This window comes from Micromonospora sp. CNZ309, from assembly GCF_002846525.1.
Genome location: NZ_PJNG01000001.1, coordinates 6,026,614 through 6,047,476 on the forward strand (window position 1 = coordinate 6,026,614; position 20,863 = coordinate 6,047,476).

At 75.0% G+C, this 20,863-nt stretch carries 18 protein-coding genes; all 18 read right to left on the reverse strand.

Annotated features, from left to right (window positions below; translation table 11 throughout):
• Genes CLT72_RS25975 through CLT72_RS26060 form a run of 18 tightly spaced genes read right to left on the reverse strand, consistent with a single transcriptional unit; the run spans window position 1 to window position 20,706 of the window.
• Window positions 1–759 (reverse strand): HalD/BesD family halogenase, encoded by a 759-nt coding sequence (locus CLT72_RS25975; RefSeq protein WP_089002198.1) that lies wholly within the window; start codon window positions 757–759, stop codon window positions 1–3.
• Between the two features lie 13 nt (window positions 760–772).
• A complete protein-coding gene (locus tag CLT72_RS25980) occupies window positions 773–3,205 on the reverse strand; it encodes a condensation domain-containing protein (protein WP_199184648.1) in 2,433 nt (810 codons plus the stop codon).
• Entirely contained in the window at window positions 3,198–4,763 is a 1,566-nt protein-coding gene (locus CLT72_RS25985; RefSeq protein WP_101413997.1) for an amino acid adenylation domain-containing protein, read from the reverse strand. Before CLT72_RS25985 ends, CLT72_RS25980 begins: the two co-directional genes overlap by 8 nt.
• A 10-nt stretch (window positions 4,764–4,773) precedes the next feature.
• Window positions 4,774–5,715: a hypothetical protein gene (locus CLT72_RS25990; RefSeq protein WP_101413998.1), complete on the reverse strand. Its 942-nt coding sequence runs from the start codon at window positions 5,713–5,715 to the stop codon at window positions 4,774–4,776.
• Window positions 5,712–6,407, reverse strand: coding sequence for a 4'-phosphopantetheinyl transferase family protein (locus CLT72_RS25995; protein WP_101413999.1), 696 nt, complete (start codon window positions 6,405–6,407; stop codon window positions 5,712–5,714). Before CLT72_RS25995 ends, CLT72_RS25990 begins: the two co-directional genes overlap by 4 nt.
• Window positions 6,401–7,552 (reverse strand): acyl-CoA dehydrogenase family protein, encoded by a 1,152-nt coding sequence (locus CLT72_RS26000; protein ID WP_101414000.1) that lies wholly within the window; start codon window positions 7,550–7,552, stop codon window positions 6,401–6,403. The genes CLT72_RS25995 and CLT72_RS26000 overlap by 7 nt, the downstream gene beginning before the upstream one ends.
• Window positions 7,545–8,702: an acyl-CoA dehydrogenase family protein gene (locus tag CLT72_RS26005; protein ID WP_101414001.1), complete on the reverse strand. Its 1,158-nt coding sequence runs from the start codon at window positions 8,700–8,702 to the stop codon at window positions 7,545–7,547. Before CLT72_RS26005 ends, CLT72_RS26000 begins: the two co-directional genes overlap by 8 nt.
• Window positions 8,699–8,941, reverse strand: a complete 243-nt coding sequence (locus CLT72_RS26010) for a phosphopantetheine-binding protein (protein WP_089002193.1) — start codon at window positions 8,939–8,941, stop codon at window positions 8,699–8,701. The genes CLT72_RS26005 and CLT72_RS26010 overlap by 4 nt, the downstream gene beginning before the upstream one ends.
• A 7-nt stretch (window positions 8,942–8,948) precedes the next feature.
• Window positions 8,949–10,199, reverse strand: a complete 1,251-nt coding sequence (locus CLT72_RS26015) for a type III PLP-dependent enzyme (RefSeq protein WP_101414002.1) — start codon at window positions 10,197–10,199, stop codon at window positions 8,949–8,951.
• Window positions 10,192–11,691, reverse strand: a complete 1,500-nt coding sequence (locus CLT72_RS26020; protein WP_101414003.1) for a class I adenylate-forming enzyme family protein — start codon at window positions 11,689–11,691, stop codon at window positions 10,192–10,194. Before CLT72_RS26020 ends, CLT72_RS26015 begins: the two co-directional genes overlap by 8 nt.
• A complete protein-coding gene (locus CLT72_RS26025; protein ID WP_101414004.1) occupies window positions 11,688–12,926 on the reverse strand; it encodes an acyl carrier protein in 1,239 nt (412 codons plus the stop codon). The genes CLT72_RS26020 and CLT72_RS26025 overlap by 4 nt, the downstream gene beginning before the upstream one ends.
• A 10-nt stretch (window positions 12,927–12,936) precedes the next feature.
• Window positions 12,937–14,268 carry a TrpB-like pyridoxal phosphate-dependent enzyme gene (locus CLT72_RS26030; protein WP_101414005.1) on the reverse strand — a complete coding sequence of 444 codons (1,332 nt, stop codon included), beginning with the start codon at window positions 14,266–14,268 and terminating at the stop codon, window positions 12,937–12,939.
• Entirely contained in the window at window positions 14,265–14,534 is a 270-nt protein-coding gene (locus CLT72_RS26035) for a phosphopantetheine-binding protein (protein WP_101414006.1), read from the reverse strand. The genes CLT72_RS26030 and CLT72_RS26035 overlap by 4 nt, the downstream gene beginning before the upstream one ends.
• Complete coding sequence (locus tag CLT72_RS26040) at window positions 14,531–15,811, reverse strand: glutamate-5-semialdehyde dehydrogenase (protein WP_358165602.1); 1,281 nt, start codon at window positions 15,809–15,811, stop codon at window positions 14,531–14,533. Before CLT72_RS26040 ends, CLT72_RS26035 begins: the two co-directional genes overlap by 4 nt.
• Window positions 15,808–16,548, reverse strand: a complete 741-nt coding sequence (locus CLT72_RS26045; protein WP_101414008.1) for an SDR family NAD(P)-dependent oxidoreductase — start codon at window positions 16,546–16,548, stop codon at window positions 15,808–15,810. The genes CLT72_RS26040 and CLT72_RS26045 overlap by 4 nt, the downstream gene beginning before the upstream one ends.
• Window positions 16,545–17,273 carry an alpha/beta fold hydrolase gene (locus tag CLT72_RS26050; RefSeq protein WP_101414009.1) on the reverse strand — a complete coding sequence of 243 codons (729 nt, stop codon included), beginning with the start codon at window positions 17,271–17,273 and terminating at the stop codon, window positions 16,545–16,547. Before CLT72_RS26050 ends, CLT72_RS26045 begins: the two co-directional genes overlap by 4 nt.
• Window positions 17,270–20,461 carry a non-ribosomal peptide synthetase gene (locus CLT72_RS26055; RefSeq protein ID WP_101414010.1) on the reverse strand — a complete coding sequence of 1,064 codons (3,192 nt, stop codon included), beginning with the start codon at window positions 20,459–20,461 and terminating at the stop codon, window positions 17,270–17,272. Before CLT72_RS26055 ends, CLT72_RS26050 begins: the two co-directional genes overlap by 4 nt.
• Window positions 20,458–20,706, reverse strand: coding sequence for an acyl carrier protein (locus CLT72_RS26060; RefSeq protein ID WP_089002183.1), 249 nt, complete (start codon window positions 20,704–20,706; stop codon window positions 20,458–20,460). Before CLT72_RS26060 ends, CLT72_RS26055 begins: the two co-directional genes overlap by 4 nt.
• Window positions 20,707–20,863: the final 157 nt, after the last annotated feature.

Consider the following 20,863-nt stretch of genomic DNA (forward strand, 5'->3'; position numbering starts at 1 on the left):
TCACACCTCTCCGGCGGGCGCGGTGGCCCACAGCTGGTCCATGGTTTCGTGGGTGAAGTCGCGGGTCAGGTCGGACGTGGAGGCGTACCCCATGTTGATGATCTTGCGGCGACCCTGGCGGACCGGGGCGACCCGGTGCAGCGTGGTGTTGGTCCGCATCAGGTACAGGTCGCCGGGGAACAGCTCCATCGAGTAGATGGGGCGGCTGACCAGCGCACGGTTGATCTCCGGACGCTTCTTGTTCCAGGTGGTGCCGGGCACGCACTGGACGAAGCCGCCGTGCTCCACCGGCGGGCACTCCACCACCCAGACCAGGGCGAAGGTGAAGTCGTCCCAGTGCCAGCCGTGGGTGTCGCCGTCCTTCTCCAGGCAGGTGATGACGAACTGCTCCGGCTCGTACGGGCACGGGTGCACCGGCTCGCCGGCCACCTCCGACAGCACCCGCAGGATCGGCTCCGCCGTGTAGATCCCGCTGATCACGGTGCCCAGGTCGGCGATCTCGGCCCGCGTCACGTTGCGCATCCGGCGCGGCGTGTAGTCGGTCTCGGCGAACCGCAGGTCCCGTCGCGTGCCCGCCTTGTCGATCAGCTCGTTGACCTCGTCGGCGACCGCCTTCTTGACGCTGTCGGGGGCGACGAAGGAGACCTTCGCGTGCCCCAGGTACGAGAAGTCGCGGCGGGCCGTGGCGATGTCGTCCGGCGCCACCTCGCGCTCCACGTGCTCCCGCAGTTCCTGGTACAAGACTCTCGAGTCGAACACGGATCCTCCTTGGTTAACCTCGTGCCGCCGCGACGCGCGCGAAATCGATGACGGCCGCCGCTACCTGCGCCACGGCGGCGGAGTGCAGCACTCCGAAGTGGTCGGTGCCGATGCGGTGGGACCGGGCCGCCCCGACGCGGGCCGCCCACTGGGCGAGCTGCGCGTCGAGCAGGTCCGCGCCGATCACCAGCGCGGGGGTGTCGACCGGGCCGTCGTGGACGTACCCGGCACTGGCCCGCAGGTGGCGCTCGTAGCTGTGCCACCGGTGCGCCAGCAGCGCCGTCGGCACGGGCTGCCGGACGGCCGCCAGGCAGGCCGCGAGCGCGCCGACCGCCAGCCGCTCGTCGAAGCCGCCCGGCTCCGCGCCGCCCGTGACCCGGGGCCTCGGGGCGTCCGGCTCCAGGCCGAGGGCCCGGTGGACGTTCTCCGTGAAGGTGTCGAAGCGTTGCCGGACGTCGTCGGCCGGCAGCTCGTACCCGACCGGCGGGGCGGAATCCAGCAGCACCAGCGCCGAACGCCGCCCGACCTGGTCGGCGGCCATCTGGTAGGCGACCTGACCGCCGAACGACCACCCGCCGAGCAGGTCCGGGACCAGGCCGGCGGCGTCCAGGTCGGCCCGGTAGCGGCGGGCCAGCTCCGGCACCGTCGGCAGTTGCGCGCTGTCGCGGGACGCCGTCACCCGCCAGTGCTCCGGCAGCTCCGCCAGCAGGTCCTGGTAGTCCTGCGGGCTGCCCCCGGCGCCGTGCACCAGGTGCAGGTGCGGGCCCGAGCCGTCCCGCAGCCGCACCAGCGTCGACTCCGCCGGGACCGGCTCGGAGCCGCCGCCGCCCAGCAGGCCGGTCAGCCGCTGGGGGGTCGGCTCGCCCAGCCACCGCACGACGTCCACCGCCGGCCTCCCGTCGGCGGCCAGCGCGTCCACGAGGCGCAGGGCGCTCAGCGAGTTGCCGCCGGCGGCGAAGAAGTCGACGTCCGGCCCCACCGGCGGGGCGCCGAGCACGTCGGTCCAGGCGGCGACGACCTGGCGCCAGTCCGCCGACTCGGGCAGCGGGCCGGCCGCCGGATCGCGGTCCGCGGCGGTCGGGGCCGCGCGGCCGGCGCGGGCGCGGGTCGCGACCTCGAACGAACCGACCGTACGCTGCGGCTCCGCGCCGCCGTCGGCCAGCACCGCGTCCAGGTCGTGCAGCAGCGCCAGCACGCTGCTCTCCCGGTAGCGTCCGGTGTGGTACTCGACCTCGGCGAGGTAGCCGCCGTCGGCCTCCCAGACGGACATCGCCACGTCGGCCCGGGCGGCCCGGTTCGGGCTGGGCAGCAGCGTCGCCGGGACCGCCCCGATCCGCAGGTCGGTGCCGATCGGGCCGAGGTAGCTCAGCAGCAGCGGCGCGGGGTCGCCGAGGGCCGCCCGGGTCTGCTCGGGCAGCGCCCCGAACACCACCGGATACGGCACCGCCTGATGGGTCAGCATCTGCCACATGCCGTCCCGGGCGGCGCCCACCACCGCGGCGACGGTGTCCGCCTCGGCGACCCTGGCCCGGGCCACGCAGAGGTTCGCGGTGTAGCCGAGCAGCGCCTGGTCGCGGGTGGTCATCCGGTTCGCGGTCACCACGCCCACCGCCACGTCCGACCCGGCGCCGGCCCGGGCGAGCACGAGTTGCGCCGCGGCGAGGATGATCGCGAACGGGGTGGCGAAGGTGGCCTTGGCCAGGGCCGTGATCCCGGCGCCCGCCTCGGCGCTGAAGCCGTAGCGCAGGATCGCGCCGGGTGCGCCGCTGATCACCCCGCCCGGCAGGTCGGGTTCCAGGACGGCGGAGGCGGCGCCGGCGAGCGCGTCGCACCAGTACGCCAGGCTCTTGTCCCACCGGCCGTCCGCGCGGGCAGCGGCCTGCTCCCGGGCGTACGTGCTGAACGGCACCGGGTCGGCCGGGAAACTCACGGCACGCCCCTCCCGCACGGCCGCGTACGCCTCGGACAGCTCGCCGACGAGCAGCTGGACCGCCCAGCCGTCGAGCACCATGTGGTGCACGGTCAGCAGCACCTCGTGCCGGTCGCCGACCCGGACCAGGGTGATCCGGGCCAGCGGTGCCGCCGCCGGGTCCACCGGCGCGACGTGCACCTCCTCGGCGACGAGCCGCAGCAGGGTGCCCGGGTCGGCGTCCCCCGGGTCGTCCACCTCCAGCCGGTGCAGGCCGACGGCGACGCGGGGCGTCACCACCAGCGTGACGGCGTCCCCCTGCCGCACCACCGAGGTCCGCAGCGCCTCGTGCCGGTCGACCATCGCCTGCCACGCGACGGCCAGCGCCGCCTCGTCGAGTGGGTCGTCCACCCCGAGCCGCCAGGTGAGGTGGTAGACGGACCGGTCGCGGGCCCGCTGGTGCACCCACCACAGGGCCTCCTGCATCGCGGTGGCCGGGACCGGCCCGGGGGCGGCCCCCGCGCCCTGCTCAGCCACGGGTGGCGAGCAGCTCGGAGGTCAACCGCTTGCGGTCGACCTTGTCCACCTCGGTCAGCGGGATCTCCGCCCGGTGGTGGAACGCCCGTGGCCGCATGTACGGCGGCAGGTGCCCCACCAGCCGGGTGAGGTCGTCGTCGGCCAGCGACGCGCCCGTGTAGACGGCGTGCAGGTCCAGCTCCCCGTCGTCGCCGGCGACGGTGAGCACCACCGCCTCCACCACGTCCGCGTGGGCGCGCAGCGCGGCCTCGATCTCGGCCAGCTCGACGCGGTTGCCGCGCACCTTCACCTGGTGGTCGATGCGGCCCTGGTGCACCAGTTCGCCGAACTCGCGGCGGACCCGGTCGCCGGTGCGGTACCAGTGCTCGGCGGTCAACGGCCCGGTGCCGTCGTAGAGGCGGCCCCGCTCGCCGTCGAAGGAGACGAAGCGGCCCGCGTTCTCGGCCGGGTCCAGGTAGCCGGGGAAGCGCTGCTCGCCGCGGACGCACAGCTCGCCGTCGTCGCACGGGCGCAGGTCCTCGTCGAGCAGCACGTAGTCGAGGTGCGGGTAGATGTCCCCGATCGGCACCGAGCGGTTCGACGACTCGATCCGCGCGGCCGGGTCGGCGGGCACCTCGTACGCGGTGACGATGACCGTGGTCTCGGTGGGGCCGTAGCAGTTGATCACGGCGGTGTTCGGCGCGGCGGCCGTCCAGTCGTTGACCTGCTCGATGGTGAGCGGCTCCCCGCCGAAGGAACTCAGCCGCAGGGTCGGCATGCTCTCCGGCGCCAGGGCCCGCAGCCGCTTGGCGAACGAGATCAGCGACGGCACCGACAGCCAGTGCGTGAGCCGCTTCGTGTTGATGAAGCGCACCGGCGTCAGCACGTCCCCGCGCTGGGCCACGCACAGGGTGGCCCCGGTGCCCCACGCGCCGAACATCGCCAGGATCGAGCCGTCGAAGCACATCTCGAAGGTCTGCGAGACCCGCGACTCGGGCCGGAACCGGTACCGCTTGATCACCTCGGTGAGGAACGAGTCGACGTTGGCGTGGGTCGCCGGCACGCCCTTGGGCTTCCCGGTGGTCCCGCTGGTGAAGATGATGTACGCGAAGTCGTCGCGGCCCCGCTCCACGGCCGGCGGGATCTCCGTCGCGTCGCCCGGGGCGAGGAACCGGCGCCAGCCTTCACCGGTCAGGTCGAGGACCCGCACGGTGGTCTGCGCGCGGAACTCGGCCAGCCCGTCGCCGGAGGTGTCGTCGACCATGACGAGGTCGAGGTCCGCCTCGTCGGTGATGGCGAGGTTGCGGGCCGCCGGGTTGGCGGGATTTAGCGGCACCACCGTCGCGCCCAGCCGCAGGGCGGCCAGGTAGGCGATGTAGCCGACGAGGCTGCGGGAGGTGAGCAGCCCGACCCGTCGGGGCGGCCGCCCCGGCACCCGCTGCATGGCGGCCGACAACCGCCCGGCCGCGGCCCGCAACTCGGCGTAGGTCAGTGCGTCCGAGGCGACCTCGATCGCCACGTTGTCCGGGTGCTGCCGGGCCGACGTACGGAACCAGTCGTAGAGGGTACGGGTCTGCATCGCACATCCTTCACAAGGTCTGCCGGTGCGGGCGTTCCGCCGCCGGCGCTGGGGTGGTCGACCGGTCTCGTTCCAGCTGCCGCAGGTGGTCGAAGGTGGTCCGCACCAGCGCGGACCGGGGGCGCCCCCGGCGGGCCGACTCCACCGCGAAGCGCAGCGCCCGGGGCAGGTCCGCCCAGGCCCGCGCCGCCTCGTCGTCGCCGAGGTGGCGGTACCGGAACGTCCGGTGCTGCGCGACGGCCCAGAGGTCGTCGAGGTGCGACCCGGCCGCCTCCGGGTGCGCGACGACGTGGTCGCGGAGGAACTCCAGGGCCGCGTCGTCGTCGAGCAACCAGTCGCCCGGCAGCTCCGGCTCGTCCCCGGCGGCACCCGTACGGACCAGCCACTGCGGCTGCGCGCCGGCCGGCGGGGGCAGCCAGAAGCCGAAGGCCAGCGCGTTGCGCCGGTCCTGTTCCGGGCGCCACGACGGCGGCGGGGTCATCGCGGCGAGCAGGCCGGCGGTGCCGAGCCAGCCCGCGTACGGCTCCTGCTCGCCGGCGGGCAGCAGCCCGCTGAACCCGTCGACCACGTGCCAGTCGTCGCCGCGCCGGTCGTCGACCAGCAGCCAGTGCGGCGCGTGCCCGGTGCCGTCGGTCGAGGGGGACCAGGGCAGCGCCGCGTTGTCGGCGACCACCAGCACCCGCCCGTGGCGCCGCAGTTCCGCGTCGACGCGGTCGACGACGTCGTCGACCGGGGCGGTGGCCCACGCCAGCCGGGTGCCGTCCGGCAGCCGGTCCAGCGGCACCCGGTGGTGGGAGAAGGCGAGCCCGCCCACCGGCAGGTCCGTGCGCACCGCGACGCGTACCGAGTCGGCGAAGCGGTCGGGGGTGTCGGCGAACTCGCCGGCCTGGTAGCCGGCCAGGTTGGCGGTGTAGCAGCTCAGCCCGGCGAACCGGGGGTCCGGGACGGTCATCGCGCACCCACCCCGTACGCCACGCTCGCCGGGACCCGGGTGTGCCCGCGCAGGCTCACCCACCGCAGGTCGGCCCAGCGGCCCGTGCGTCGTCCCGCCGGCACCGCGATGGCCCAGGGCCGGCCGGCGAGGCCGGCTCCGGTCGCCTTCACGCACGCCTCCTGCACCGTCCAGATCCAGGCGAACTCGCGGTCCCGCGCCGGCTCGGGCAGCTGGTCCAGGGCGGTGCGGACCGCCGGGGCGCAGCAGCGGCGCAGCAGGGCCGGCGGCGCGGGCACGGGCACCTGGACGTCGACGCCGACCGGTACGCCCCGCCCGAGCGCGGCGGCCACCGTCCCGGCGTCGTGGGACAGGCTGACGCTGACCCCCGGCCACTCGGGCAGGTGGGGCTGGCCGCCGTCGTGGGCGGCGATCGGCGTGGCACCGGCCGTCCGGCCCAGCTCGGCGGCGAGCAGCAGGCGCAGCAGCGCCCGCGCGGCCAGCCGCTCGGCGCGTGGTCCGGCGGGGAGGTCGCCGACGGTAGCCAGGTCGGACGGGGCCGGCGGGAGGTGGGCGAGCAGCCGCTGCCCGGCCACCGCCACCCGCACCCGGGCGCCCAGCCGCAGCCGGACGACGCCGCCGTGGTGGCCCGCCGTGGCCCGGCGCGGTCGCGCCCGGCAGACCAGCGCCGCCCGCTGCCGCGCCGTCACCACGGCCGGTCCCGGAGCAGGTCGGGCACGTGCTCGGCGATCCCGGCCAGCATCGCCCCGGTGGCGCCGCCGGCGGTGGCGAACATGCCGGCGGCGGCCCGCAGCTGCGCCAGCCCGCCCTCGGCGTACGCCTCCGCGCCGAGCAGGGCGGCGCACTCGCCGAGCACCACGTCCAGGCCCTGCGCCACCGAGACCTTCAGCAGCATGCTGGTCACCAGGGGCTCGGTGCTCGCCCGGTGGGCGTCGCAGGCGGCCTCGATCCGCCAGGCCTCCACCACGCATCGGGCGAACCGCTCCCGGACCGCCGGGTTGTCCCAGGCCCGGCCGGCGCCGAGGGGACGCTCGACGAGTCGACGGTGGGTCTCGGCGAGCACGCGCCGGCACATCGCGGCGGCCCACACGCCGCCGGCGAAGCGTTCCGTGGCGATGTGCCGGGCGAAGCTGACCATGCCGCGGCCGGGGCGGCCGACCAGGTACGACCGGTCCAGGCGTACCTGGTCGAAGTGCAGGTCGCCCAGGCCGGCGCCGCTCAGCGGGGTGCCCCGGGTGGCGGACACCCGCACGCCGGGGGCGTCGGTGGGCACCAGGACCCACACGAAGCTGGTGAAGTGGCGCTGCGGGCGGTGCCGGGCCAGCACGAGCGCGTACGCGGCGGTGCGGGCGTTGGTGATCCACCGCTTCCCGCCGTCGAGCACCAGCGACCGGTCGTCGATGCGTACCGTCGTGCCCAGCTCCATCAGGTCGGAGCCGGCGCCGTCGCGGTCCGTCGCGGCCAGCGCGAGCGTCGCGCGCCCGGCGACCGCGTCGAGGTACGCGGCCCGCACCGGCCCGTCCGCCGGCCCCGCGTCGACCTGTTCGCGCAGGACGGGCAGGGCGCTGGCGACCTGGACGCAGACCGACAGCACCACCCCGACCGGGCAGTGCGCGTCGAGGGTGCCGAGCAGCCCCGGCAGCCCAGCCGGTGCGAGGTCACGCAGCAGGCCGTGCCCGCCGAGCGCCCGCCAGACGGCCCGGGCGTCGGCGGGGGTGGCCAGCCCGCGCAGCGCCGCCTCGGTACGCGCGGCCACATCGGCGCCGGGCGCCTCCGGGCCGGGGGTCGCGGGGCCGGGCGCCGCAGGGGCCGCCGGTGCCGTCCGCAGCTCAGGCAAGGTGCACCTGCCGGTCCCGCAGGGTCAGCGCCCCGTTGACCAGCAGCAGCCGGTCGTTGGCGTAGTTCAGCGAGGCGGAGCGGAGGTCCCGGAAGACCCGCTCCAGGTACAGCGGCGACGACCTGAGGTAACCGTGCCGCAGGCCGACCAGCTCCACCATCTCGTCGGCGGCGGCGAAGCACTGCTCGGCGGCGTGCACCTTCAGGGAGTTGACCAGCAGCTGGGTCGACGGGTCGGCCACGTCGGGAGTGCCCTGCACGGCCGCGACGGTGTGCCGCAGCAGGGCGTTGACCAGGTCGAGCCGGCCCCGGACGCGGGCCAGCCGGGTCAGCAGCAGCTCGGAGGAGGGATCGAACTGGCCCCGCCCGGCGTCGCGGATGTGGTGCAGGATCCGCGACAGCGCGCCGGTGGCCGCGCCGAGCCACGCCGCCGACCAGCCGATGTGTGCCAGCGGGCCGAAGGTGGGGGCGACGATCTCGCGGAACTTCCCGGGGGCGCCGATCACCTGGTCGGCCGGCACCCGCCCGGTCAGCCGCATCGGCACGCTCTGGGTGGCCCGCATCCCGAGCGGCTGCCAGCCGCCGCGCACCTCCAGCGTGAGTTGGTCGCGGCGGGCGTACACCAGGGAGACCTGGGTGGGCGAGGTGGCGTCCGGCGCCAGCGTGGTGATGAGGTACGCGTCGGCGTGCTGGCCGCCGGTCACGATGGGGGCGTCCCGGTCGATCGTCAGGGTCCCGGCGTCCTGCCGGACCGTCGACTCCGAGCTGAGCAGGTGCCCGCCCTTGCCGCGTTCGGTGGTCACCGAGGCGAGGTAGACGTCGCCCTTGCCGAGCTCCGGCAGGAGCCGTTCGGCGAACGGGCCGTCGGCGTGCCGGACCACCGCCACGACCTGCTGGCAGTGCATCGCGAAGATCAACGCGACGGACATGTCCACCCGGGCCAGCCGCAGCGTCACGTCGACGAGGTCGTCGAGCCCGCCGCCCCCGCCGCCGTGCTCCGCCGGCACCAGCAGGCCGAGCAGGCCGGTGGCCCGCATCGCGTCCAGCGCCGCCGTGGGGAACTCCGCCGTCTCGTCCGCCTGCTCCGCGTGCGCGGCGGCGGCGGCCAGCACCTCCTCCAGCGCGGCCTCGTGGCCGGTCGCGGTGCTCACGCCGCCCGCCCCCGCAGCGACTCGATGGTGTTCCACAGGCTGCCCGCGGTGGCGAAGGTGCTGTCGGTCAGCAGCTCGTCGGGCATGGACACCCCGTAGGTGTCCTCGATGGTGAACAGCAGCTCGATCGCGCGCATCGAGTCCAGGCCCAGCTCGTTGAGCGAGGCCTCGGCGGTGATGGGCTGCGTTCCCGCGTACTTGAGGAACGGCTTGAGCAGGTCCGGAAAAGCGGCGTCCATTGTCAGATCAACCCCTGTCGCTGCCGATGACGGTGTGCCGGGTGAGCTCCAGCCGGGTCACGCCGGTGATCCGGCCCCCGGCGACGGTGACCTCGACCGGCGTGGGATGGGCGAGGAAGGCCACCAGGCTGGCGTAGAGGCCGTACGCGCCCACGTTGGGCACGGCGACCAGCTGGCCCGGGACCAGAGGCGGGAGGGCGGCGGCGCGGGCCCACGTGTCCAGCGGCGTGCACAGCGGCCCGGTGACGATGGTCCCGGGCACCGGCGGGCCGGCCGCCGCGTCCACGGTCAGCAGGTCCGGCACGATCGGCGGCAGCCGGCGCAGGCCGGACATCCCGCCGAGGTGGTGGATGCCCGACTCCAGCACCACCACGGTGGCGCCCTGCGACCGCTTCACGTCCAGGACCCGGGTGACCAGCGTCCCGCAGGTGCCGACCAGGTACCGGCCCGACTCGAAGGCCACCCCCGGCCCGCGCTCCGGCCAGCCCGGGAAGGCGTCGGTCAGCAACGCCGTCAGCCGGTCCGCAAGCTTCGGCAGGTCCGGCCGGTCGCCGGCCCGCGCGAAGGGCGCACCGAAGCCGCCGCCCAGGTCGATCAGCTCCGGCTGTATCCCGGTCGCCGCCGCCAGCCGCCGTACGGTGTCGACGGACTGGGTGAACTGGGCGACCAGGGCGTCCTCGCCGTCGACGTTGCTGCCCATGTAGAGGTGGAACCCGACCGGGGACACGTTCCGGCGTGGCCCGAACAGCTCGGGCCGGTCCAGCACCCAGCGCACGTCCGCGCCGAACTGCGAGGCGACACCGGTCATGGTGAGCCCCTGCCCGGGGGCCGGGGTGTCGTCGTTGATCCGCACCAGCGCGCGTGCCTCGACGCCGTGCCCGCGGGCCACCCGGTCGAGCTGGTCCAGCCCGTACGGCGAGTCGACGGAGAAGAGCCCGACCCCGGCCCGTACGGCCTCGACCAGGTCGACGTCCCGCTTGCCCGGGCCGGTGTAGAGGACCTCGGCCGGGTCGCACCCGGCCGCCAGCGCGACGCGCAGCTCGCCGGGGGAGCAGACCTCGGCCCGGCACCCGGCGGCGGTCAGGTCGGCGACCACCGTCGGGTGCGGGTTGGCCTTGAGCGAGTAGAACAGCTCGGCTGGCCCGGGCAGGGCGGCCCGCAGCGCCGCGTACGAGCGGGCCAGCTCGTCGGTGTCGTAGAGGTACGCGGGGGTCTCCGGCGCGTCCGGCCGGTCGAAGAGTTCCGCCAGCTCAGACACGGGCGCGCTCCGACCACATCCGGTACAGCTCGGCCCGGTCGACCTTGCCGTTGCGCGTCAGCGGGATCTCCGGCACGACGAGGCAGGTCCGGGGCGTCTTGATCTCGTCGAGTTCGGTACGCAGCGCGGCGAGCACCTCCGGCGCGGTCAGCTCGGTCACCGCGAACAGGGTGGCCGAGTCGCCGCCGTCCTCGGCGCGGGGCGGCAGCACGGCGGCGGCCTGCACCTGCGGTATCCGGTACGCCGCGGCCTCGACCTCGGTGACGCTGACGCGGATGCCGCGTTCCTTGTAGATGTCGTCGCGCCGGCCGACGAAGTAGAGGTAGCCGTCGGCGTCGAGCCAGCCGTGGTCGCCCGTGCGCAGCTGGGGGAAGAGCCCCTCGACGCGGGGGAAGCGCTGCGCGGTGAGTTCCGGGCGACGCCAGTAGCCGGCCATCACGTGCGGGCCCCGGACCACGATCTCGCCGACGGTGCCGGGCGGCACCGCCGCGCCGTCCGCGTCGACGATCAGGATCTCGGTGCCCGGCAGGGCCCGCCCGGAGGCGCCGGGCCGGCGCAGGTCCTCGTCCACCGGCATGATCGCCGCCCGCTTGCACTCGGTGAGCCCGAACATCAGCTGTACGCGCAGGGTGGGGATCCGGGCGCGCAGGTCGCGCAGGACCTCGGGCGGCATCGCGGCGCCGGTGTTGGTGAGCAGGCGCAGCGCGGGCACGGTCGCGCCCGGACGGGACAGCATCCGGGCCAGGCCCCGGGCGAGCGCGGGCACGGCGGGCAGCACGGTCGCGCCGCTGGTGACCAGGTGCCGGGGCAGCGTCGGGCCGGTGTCGGCGGTGGCGGCCAGGTGCAGCCGGGCGCCGGCGAGGGTGCTGAGGAAGATCTGGTACATGCCGTAGTCGAAGGAGAGCGGCAGCGCGCACCACACGACGTCGTCGGCCCGGTAGGCGAGCTGGGAGGCGATGGCCCCGACGGCGAAGACCACCTGCGCGTGGGTGGACACCACCGCCTTCGGCATGCCGGTGCTGCCGGAGGTGTAGATCAGGCAGACCGGGTCGACGGCCAGCGGGGAAGCCGCCGGCTCGGCGTCCGGGCCGTCCCGTACGACGCCGCGCAGCTCCGCCGTGCCGACGGTCGGCACCCCGTGATCGGCGGCCACGGCCAGCGCCCGGGGGCTGTCGGTGACGAGCAGCGCCGGCTCCGCGTCGGTCAGCACGTGCGCCAGGGCGATCGCGGGGGACTGGTCGTTGACCACGCTGAACACGGCACCCGCCCGGGAGCAGGCGTACAGCAGGGCGGGCACCAGCGGGTCGGTGGGCAGGCAGAGGACCACGCGTTCGCCCCGGCGGACACCCCGCCCGGCCAGCCAACCGGCGAGCCGCCGGCTGGCCGCGTCCAGCTCCCCGTAGGTCTGCACCAGGTCGCCGTGGGCGACCGCCGGCGCCTCCGGCCGGGCGGTCGCGGTACGATCCAGCAGGTCGTGCAGCAGCCCGGTCACCGGCCCGACACCCCCTGCGCCGCCGGGCGGGCCCGGTCGAACACGGCGCCCAGCGAGTCGAGGTCGTGCAGGGCCGGCCCGGTGAGGTCGTCCGGGTCCAGCTCCACCCCCAGGCGGGCCTCCGCCCGCTCGATCACCTCGACCAGCCGGAACGAGTTGAAGCCGGACAGCGTCCGCAGTGGACGCCCCTCGACCGGCACCTCCGGGCCCACGCCGAGCACGGCGCGCACCTCGTCGGCGAGCACCGCGCGGATCCGGCCCGGGTCGGCGGCCGGCCCGTCCTGCGGCGGCGGCACCGGTCCGGCGTCGGCGAGCCGACCGGCGAGCGCCACGTCGTCGCGCAGCAGGCCGTCGAGCTGGTCGAGGACGGGGGTGGGGAAGACGCCGCCCCGGCGGACCCGGCGCATCGCCACGTAGCTCTGCCCGGCCAGGGCGAGCCAGGCGTCGGCGCGACCGGCGGCCTCGCGCGCCGCGTCGGCGGTGGCCGGGTCGCCGGCCAGCCAGGCGGCGTGCAGTGCGCGGGACCGGCCGAGCAGCCACACGTCGAGCACCAGCTGGGCCGCCGCCTCCGCCTCGTCCGCCCGCCGTCGGACCGCCGCCAGGTAGTCCTCGATCCGGTCCGCCCCGGCGCGCAGCGCGGCGGCGTTGTCGCGCAGGACCGCCGCCCGGTCGAGCACCGGGGCGCCGTCGGCGGCGACGGTCATCGCGGTCGCCCGGGGCACCGCGGCGTCGAAGTCCGCGGCCGACATCCGCCACGTTCCCGGTCGCGCGTCGCCCCACTGCGTGGAGTTGTGGTAGCCGTCGACCACCACGCACTGTTCGCCAGCGTCGACCAGCAGGAAGCTGTGTTCCATGTGCTGGTTGCCGGCGTACGGCAGCCAGCACATGGTGAACGCGTCGGCGACCACGTAGAGCGGCGAGTGCTCCGCGAGCAGCTCGCGCAGCCGCGCGCCGGGCACGTCGTCCCAGCGCCGGGTGACCCGCAGGCCGAGCAGGTCGGCTGCCTCGGTGAGCCGCTGCTCGACCGACGCGGTCACCGCCGGCGTACCGGCGGGCCCCACGACGGTGTCGAACCGCAGGGCGGCGCCGAGCGCCAGGTGCGACCCGGGCCCGTAGGCCCGGTCCGCCAGCGCGGCCAGGTTCACCTGTACGCAGTCCAGCAGGTCGGCGCGGAGACCGGTCAGCACCGGCGTCCACTCCCGGCTGCGCGTCGGCACCGCAGGCACAGCGACCATGTCACGCCCTTCACGTCGGGTGGACCGTGCGGAGCGACGCCGTCGCCGCCCGCAACGCGTCCGCGTCGGCCGGCCGGTCCTCGGGCAGACCGGCGAGGAGCTTGTCGTACGCGGCCAGGTCGAGCAGGCCGTGCCCGCTGACGCAGACCAGCACCCCGTGCCGCGCCGGGTGCCCCGGTTCGCGGCCGGTCGCCACCCGGGCGGCGGCGGCCAGCGCGTGCCCCGACTCCGGCGCGGGCAGCACCAGTTCGGTCAGGGCGAACGTCCGGCCGGCGGTCAGCGCCTCCCGCTGGCCCACCGCCAGCGCCGAGACCTGGTCCCGGTGCCGCATGGCGGAGACGAGCTTCGCCGCGCCGTGGAAGCGCAGCCCCGCCGAGTGCGACGCGGGGATCGCGTACCCGCTGCCGATCGTGTACATCGCCTCCATCGGGCCGGTGCCGGTGGAGTCGGTGTGGTCGTAGGCGTACACGCCCCGGGTGAGCTTCGGGGTGGCGCTGGACTCCACCGCGATCAGGTCGGCGGGCATCTCCCGCTCGCCGGCCCGATCGGCGGCGAAGAACGGCAGGGCCAGCCCGCCGAAGTTGCTGCCGGCGCCCACGCAGCCGATCACCGCGTCCACGGTGGCGTCGAGGGCGGCGAGCTGGTCGATCGACTCCAGGCCGATCACCGACTGGTGCAGGATGCTGTACGTCTCGCCGCTGCCGATGCAGAACGCCCGCTTGGGGTCCGCCCGGGCGTACTCGACGGCCTCGCCGATGGCCAGCGCCAGGCTGTTGCCCTGCCCCGGCCGCTCTGCGGCGGCGCGGCCCACCCCCGTCAGCGGGCTGGGGCTGGCGTGCAGCTCCGCGCCGTAGAGGCGCATCAGGCTGCCCCGGTACGGCTTGTCGCGCAGGCTCCCGCCGACCATGAAGACGGTGCAGGCCATGCCGAACGCGGCGCACGCGGCGGCGAGGGCGCTGCCCCACTGCCCGGCGCCGGTGCCGGTGACCAGCTCCCGGAAGCCCGCGCGGTGGTAGTAGTGGGCCTGCGCCAGCGCGGTGTTGAACTTGTGGCTGCCCGAGATGTTGCCGCCCTCGTACTTCACGTAGACCGGGACCGTCGCCCCGATCTCGGCCTCGAAGCGTCGGGCCCGCCACAGCGGCGCCGGCCGGTAGGCCCGGTAGCGCTCGGCCACCGGTTCCGGGATCGGCCAGAACTCCCGGGTCGAGACGCTCTGCCGGATCAGCTCCAGGGGCAGGGTGGCGGTCACCGGGCCGCCGGTGTCCGCCGGCGTCACGTCCGCGGGCAACTCGTAGCCGAGGTGCGGCAGGACGCTGCGCCAGGCCCGGGGTGTCTCGGTCACGACTCCTCCTTCACCACGTCCGCGACGACATCGACCAGGTCGGCGACGGTCGTGAAGACCCGCCCGGCGAAGATGTCGTCCGGCAGCGTCACGTCGAGTTCGTCCTCGAGGCGGACGAGCATGCCGAGGAAGCCCAGCGAGTTGACGCGCAGCAGGTCGCCGTTGAGCGGTTCGAGGTCGTCGACCGTGGCGGGGTCGACCGCGAGCCGCGACTCGCGTACGACCAGTCGCTTCACCGCCTCGTTGATCAGGGCCCGGTCGGTCACGACTCCTCCGTCCCGGCGCCGCGCAGCCGGCCCCCGGCGTCGACGACCCAGCTCCAGGTCAGCAGGGCGGACAGGTCGACGGGGCCGCGTACGTGCAGCCGGCCGGTGGCGATGGACAGCTCCGGGCCCAGCCCCATCGTCGGGCCGTCGTGCAGGCGCAGGGAGCCGTTGACCACCAGCGCGGCGGCGTCCACCCCGGCCAGGAACGCGTCCACGACGGCCGGGTCGGCGGCCACCACGCCCTCGGTGTGCCGGGAACCGAAGCGGCGGATGTGGGCCACCGCCTCGTCGAGGCCGGCGACGGGCCGGATGCCGACCGCGCGTTCCAGGAACTCGCGGCCGTCGTCTGCGGCGGTCAGCTCGGCCACCGGCGCTCCGGCGGGCGCGACGGCGCTCAGCCGGGGGTCGACCCGCAACAGCCACGGCTCGGCCAGCCCGGCGCCGGCCCGCAGCAGGGCCCGGGTCAGCTCCTCGGCCACGTCGGCGTGGGCGAGCACCAGTTCGAGGGTGTTGCAGGCGGTGGGCTCACCCAGCTTGCTGTCGAGGGCGATCCGGGCGGCCAGCTCCAGGTCGGCACTGCGGTCGACGTAGAGGTGGTTGACGCCGCCGCCGCTGGCGATGACGGGGATGGTGGAGCTGGTCAGGCAGTAGTCGATCAGGGTAGGGCTGCCCCGGGGGATGAGGACGTCGACCGCGTCGTGCCGCTTCAGCAGGGCCCGGACCAGCCGGCGGTCGGGGTCGGTGACGACCCGTACCGTGCCGGCGGGCAGCCCCGCGTCCGCCAGCGCCTGCCCGACGACGACGGCGAGGGCCCGGTTGGTGTCCGCGATCTCGGACCCGCCGCGCAGGACGGCCACGTTGCCGACCGCCACCGGGAGCAGGGCGCCCTCCACCGTCACCGTCGGCCGCGCCTCGAAGATCATCAGAACCACGCCGAGCGGTTTGGGCAGCCGGCGTACGGTGGCGCCGTTGCCGGCGCGGTGTCCGGCGGTCGGGGCGGTCACCGCCGGCAGCGCCGCACGGGTGCGCGCGATCAGGTCGACCAGCGCGTCGAGGTGGCGCTTGCCGAGTGCCAGGCGGTCGACCAGTTCGGGGCCGAGGCCCGCCTCGGTGGCCCGGGCCACGTCGGCGGCGTTCGCCGCCAGGACGTCGGCCCAGCCGGAGGAGAGCCGGTCGGCGAGCGCCTCGCAGTACCGGTCGTAGCGCCCGTCGCCGGGCGGGGGCAGCTCGGCCCGGGCCCGCGTCGCGCCGTCCAGGATGTCGTCCACATCGGTCACCACATGAACTGCCCACCGTCCACGATCAGCTTCTGCCCGGTCAGGTATCCACTCGCCGGCCCGACGAGGAACTCCAGGGCGTCGGCGATCTCCTCGGTGGTGCCGATACGGCCCCGGGGGATCTCCGCCACCACCGCCGCCCGGGCGGCCGGATCGTCCAGCCGGAACCGGGTCACCAGCTCGTCGGTCTCGGTCATGCCCGGGATCAGGCAGTTGACCCTGATCCGGGGCGCCAGCTCCAGCGCCAGGCACTTGGTGAGCTGGAGCAGGCCGGCCTTGCTGGCGCAGTAGTTCGCGCCGTTGCGGCGGGGGCGGATGCCGGTGGTGGCGCCCACGTTGACGATCACGCCGTCGCCCTCGGCCGCCAGCATCGCCGGCGCGAACCCCCGGGTCAGGTGGAAGACGCCGGAGAGGTTCGTGTCGAGCACCCGCCGCCAGTCCTCGGTCGACATCTCCAGGAACGGCCGGTCGACGTTGATGCCCGCGTTGTTCACCAGCACGGTCGGCGGGCCGTGCTCGGCGAGGACCAGCTCCACGATCGCGCCCACCGCCTCGGCGTCGGCGACGTCGAGCCGGACCGGATGGAACGCGTCGCCCAGCTCGGCCGCCGCCGACGCCGCCGCGACGGCGTCGCTGCGGTACGGCGCGACCACCCGGTGCCCCAGCTTCACCAGCCGGCGGCTGAAGGTGAGCCCGATGCCCCGGGTGCCGCCGCTGACGACCGCCAGTGGGCTCACTGCGGCACCGCCCCGGAGGTGGCCCGGCCGAGGAACGGCGTCACCTCGTCGACCAGCTGCGGCAGGCGCTCGGGGTCGAAGACGTCGAAGTGCCCCGCGTCGAGCCGCCCGGCGCTCAGCTCCGGCGCGAGTTCCCGCCACCGGGCCTCGGCCTCGGCGCGGAACGCGAACTCCTCGTCGGTGCACATCAGCATCAGCACGCGGCCGGCGTACGACCGGTCGGCCCGGTAGTCCGCGAGGGCGGCGACCTGCGTGTCGAAGACCCGCCGGACCCGCTCGACGGTCGCCGGGTCGGGACGCGGCCCGAGCATCCCGACGATGGTCTCGCGGACCCGGGCGTCCTCCTCGGCCGTGGCGCGGCGCGGCAGCGGCGACGCGTCCACCAGCACCAGGTCGGGCAGGTGCCCCCGCTCGGCCAGCCGGACGCACAGCTCCCAGGCGACCGAGCCGCCGAGGGACCAGCCGAAGACGGCCGCCGGGACCGTGCCGTCCGCGTCCAGCGCCTGCGCCGCCGCGTCGGCCATCTCGGCGATGCTGAGTTCCGGCTCCTCGTCGGGCAGCAGACCGGCCGCGCGTACGGCCGAGACGTTGTGGGTCCTGCCGATCGCCGCCGCGAGCCGCAGGTAGGGGTGCAGCCCGCCGCCGGCGCCCGGCAGCAGCACGCACGCCGGTCGGTCGCCGCGCCGCAGCAGGGGGACCAGCCGGCCGGGCAGTCGGGTCGTCACGGCGTCACCGCCGCGTCGCCGCCCCGTGCCGTGCGGACGAGCCCGGCCAGGGTGGCCACGGTGGGCGCGGCGAAGAAGTCGACCAGGGGTACGGCCACCCCGTAGCGTTCCTGCACCTCGGCGAGGGTGGTGAAGATGTTCAGCGAGTGGGCGCCGTACTCGATGAGCGGGCGGTCCGGCCGGATGCCCTCGACGTCGAGCACCCCGCCCCACAGCCCGGCCAGCTCGCGCTCCAGCTCGTCGGCGTACGTGACCTCGGTGGTGTCGGCGCTCTGCTGCTCGACCAGCAGCTCGTCGGCGATCCGCAGCAGCGCGTCGCGGTCGGTCTTGCCGGTCGGTGTCGTCGGGACCCGGTCGACCGGGAAGATCCACAACGGACGCATGTAGACCGGCAGCGCCGTGGTGAGCCGCTGACGGACCTGCTCCGGGTCGACGGTGCGGTCCGCGTCGGGTCGGACGAACAGCCCGAGTTCCCGGTCGGCACCGGCGCCCCGGACCACCGCGACCGCCTGTCGCACGCCGTCGACCTGGTTCGCGACGGTCTCGATCTCGCCCAGCTCGATCCGGTATCCCCGGATCTTGACCTGGGTGTCCATCCGGCCCAGGAAGACCAGGTCACCCCGGTCGTCGCGGACCACGAGGTCCCCGGTGCGGTACATGGTCCCGCCGGCAGTGCCGGAGAAGCGGTCGGGCACGAACCTCTCGGCCGTGATCTCCGGGTCGTTGATGTAGCCGTCGGCGGGGCAGTCCCCGCCCAGGAGCAGTTCGCCGGCGACGCCGGGCGGGGCGAGGTGGCCGGTGGCGTCGACCACGTACGCGCTCACCCCGGGGTACGGCTGACCGATCGGCACGTGGGTCGGCCACACCGCGTCCCGGTACGACAGCCGGTGCGACGTGACCGCGTGGGTCTCGGTGGGGCCGTACAGGTTGACCAGGGTGCAGTGCGGGTGGGCGAGGAAGAAGTCCCGGATCTCGTCGTCGACGGTGAGCTGCTCGCCGGAGACGCAGAGGTAGCGCAGCGCCGGCAGCCGGGTGCCCCGGGCGGCGGCGGTCTGCACCAGGGGACGCAGCGCCGCGACCGGCAGGTAGACGTGGGTCACCTCGGTGGTGGCGATCCGGCTGAGCACGGCGGTGAACATCCGCCGGTCGGCCGGCTCGCGGGAGACCACCGTCCCGCCGGCGGCCAGGGTCGGCAGGATCTCCTGGAAGGAGACGTCGAAGCCGAGCGGGGCGTACTGGAGGAAGCGGGTCTCGGCGTCCATGGCGAGGGCCGCGATCTGCCAGCTCGTGAGGTTGGCCAGCGGGCGGTGCCCCATCTGGACGCCCTTGGGCTGCCCGGTGGAGCCCGACGTGTACATGACGTAGATCGGGGCGGCGGGGTCGGCCAGCGATTCGGGCACCGGCTCCGTCGTGGCGGCCAGGTCCGCCACCGCGACCGTGGGCACGTCGGGCACCAGCGCCTCGCCGACGACGAACTCGCAGCCGGCCCGCCGGACCATGTACTCCAGCCGCTCGGCGGGCAGGCCCGGGTCCAGCGGGAGGTACGCCGCGCCCCGGCGGAGGATGGCCAGGATGGCGGTCACCGTGTCGCAGAGGGTCGTCGCGGCCAGGCCAACCACGGCCCGGGGGCCGACCCCGTGTGCGGCGAGCCCGGCGCTGATCCGCTCGGCCTCGGCCAGCAGTCGGCGGTAGTCGAGCCGGCGGGTCGGGTCCTCGATCGCGGGGGCGTCGGGCCGCCGCCGGGCCGCCGCCGACACCCAGTCCCACGGCGTGTCGCCGGTCAGCGGGCTGGTCCAGCCGTCGGAGCGGACGCTGGCGGCGGCGGAGGCGTCGGCGAAGAGGTCACCGAGCCGGCGCGAGCCGTCGGAGACCGCCCCGCGTACGGCGTCGCGCAGCGAGGTGAGCAGCCCGTCGGCGACCACCGGCGCGATGAGCTGCCGGTCGTACTCGAGTTCGAGCAGCCAGCGGCCGTCGACCGGGGTGGCGCCCAGCCAGAGGTCGAACTTGGCGGTGCCGTTGCCGGGCTCCAGGACCCGCAGCACCGCTCCGCCCGGCTCCGGCGTGAAGGTGTCCTGCATGGCGAGCATCGCCGAGAACAGCGGGTTGCGGTTGCTGGACCGGTCGGGCCGTACATCGGCGACGAGGCGGTTGAAGGTGACGTCGACGTTCGCGCGGCAGAAGTCGATGGACTCCCGGACCACCTTGCCGAGATGCTCGTCGACGGTGCGGCTCCACTCCACGTCGACGGTGACCGGCAGCGTGTTGACGAAGAACCCGCCGAGGTCGAACGCGCCGATCGTGCGGCGGGCCATGAACGGGCTGCCGACGAGGACGCTGGACACGTTGGCATGCCGGGCCAGCACGGTGCCGTAGATGCCGGAGAAGAAGACGAACGGGGAGATCTCCAGCCGCCGGCAGGTCTCCGACAGCGCTGCCGTCTCGGCCTGGCTGAGGTACCAGCTCACCCGGTCGCCGGTGAACTCCGTCTGCGCGGCGCGCCCGGGCAGGGGCGCCAGCACCAGGGGCGGGACCTCCCGTAGCCGGGCCGCCCACTCCCGGGACCGTTCGACGACGCGGTCGGAGGTGGCGGTGCGGTTCTGCGCCGCCAGCTCCTTGACGAAGGCCTTCTCGCGGGCGGCGCGCCGCTGCTCGATCTCCGCCCCGGCGAGGCGCCCGGACAGCGCCTCCTGGAGGTCGCGTACCAGGGGCCCCATCGACACGCCGTCGAGGATGATGTGGTGGTCGCACATGAGGACCGCCACGCGGGGCTCGTCGAGGCACCGGACGATGGCGAACCGGTACGCGGGGCCGTTGGCCAGGTCGAACTCCGGTCGGCCGATGCGCCGCTGGGCCGCGCCGACCGCCTCCTCGAAGTCGCGTCGGCGGGCCGTGACCCGTTCGAGCGGGAAGTCCTCCGCCCGTGGGGGCGGGGTGAGCCGGGCGTGCATCTCGGGCAGCAGCCCGAACACCTGGCGCATGGCCGGCTGGACGGCGACGACCGTGGCGAGCGCGCACTCGATCGTCTCGTCGGGGATCGACGGGTCGATGTCGAACCGGACGAGCTGGTTGTAGACGGCACGCCCGGGTGAGCGTTCGTTGACGACCAGCAGCCCCTTCTGCGATTCGGTGATCGGCAGCCGCTCCGGGGCGGTCTCCGCCGCGAGCTGGGTCCCGGCCGTCGTGGTCACCGTGCGCCTCCGGTCTCGGCGCCCACGGCGCTCAGCTCGCGTAGCCACTGCTTGAGGTCACCCACCGTGCGCAGGTCCACGAGGCGGGTGGCGTCGATCTCGGCGTCGTCGTCGTTGGCCAGCTCGACGGCGAGCCGCAGCAGGGACAGCGATTCGAGTCCGGCCTCCAGCAGGGGGGTCGAGTCGTCGAAGGCCACCGACGCGTACTTCGCGATCGTCGTGTCGAGGTCAGCTGGAGTCGTCATCCCTGCTTCCCGTTCACCTGAGGTCGGCCGCGCCCGAGTGATCGGAAACCGGATGAGCAGCGGTTGCCGATCGAGGTGGGGGTCGACTGAATTTGCGCTTGGAAGTTCTACGGGTCCGAGCATCCCGGCCTCGATGTTCGCTCGATGTTCCCGAGAT

Bases quoted from the DNA above. Each gene is read 5' to 3' on its own strand.
- CLT72_RS25990 (WP_101413998.1), bottom strand. From the start codon at position 5,715: ATGACCGTCCCGGACCCCCGGTTCGCCGGGCTGAGCTGCTACACCGCC.
- CLT72_RS26025 (WP_101414004.1), bottom strand. From the start codon at position 12,926: ATGGTCGCTGTGCCTGCGGTGCCGACGCGCAGCCGGGAGTGGACGCCG.
- CLT72_RS26010 (WP_089002193.1), bottom strand. From the start codon at position 8,941: ATGGACGCCGCTTTTCCGGACCTGCTCAAGCCGTTCCTCAAGTACGCG.
- CLT72_RS26060 (WP_089002183.1), bottom strand. From the start codon at position 20,706: ATGACGACTCCAGCTGACCTCGACACGACGATCGCGAAGTACGCGTCG.
- CLT72_RS25985 (WP_101413997.1), bottom strand. From the start codon at position 4,763: ATGCAGACCCGTACCCTCTACGACTGGTTCCGTACGTCGGCCCGGCAG.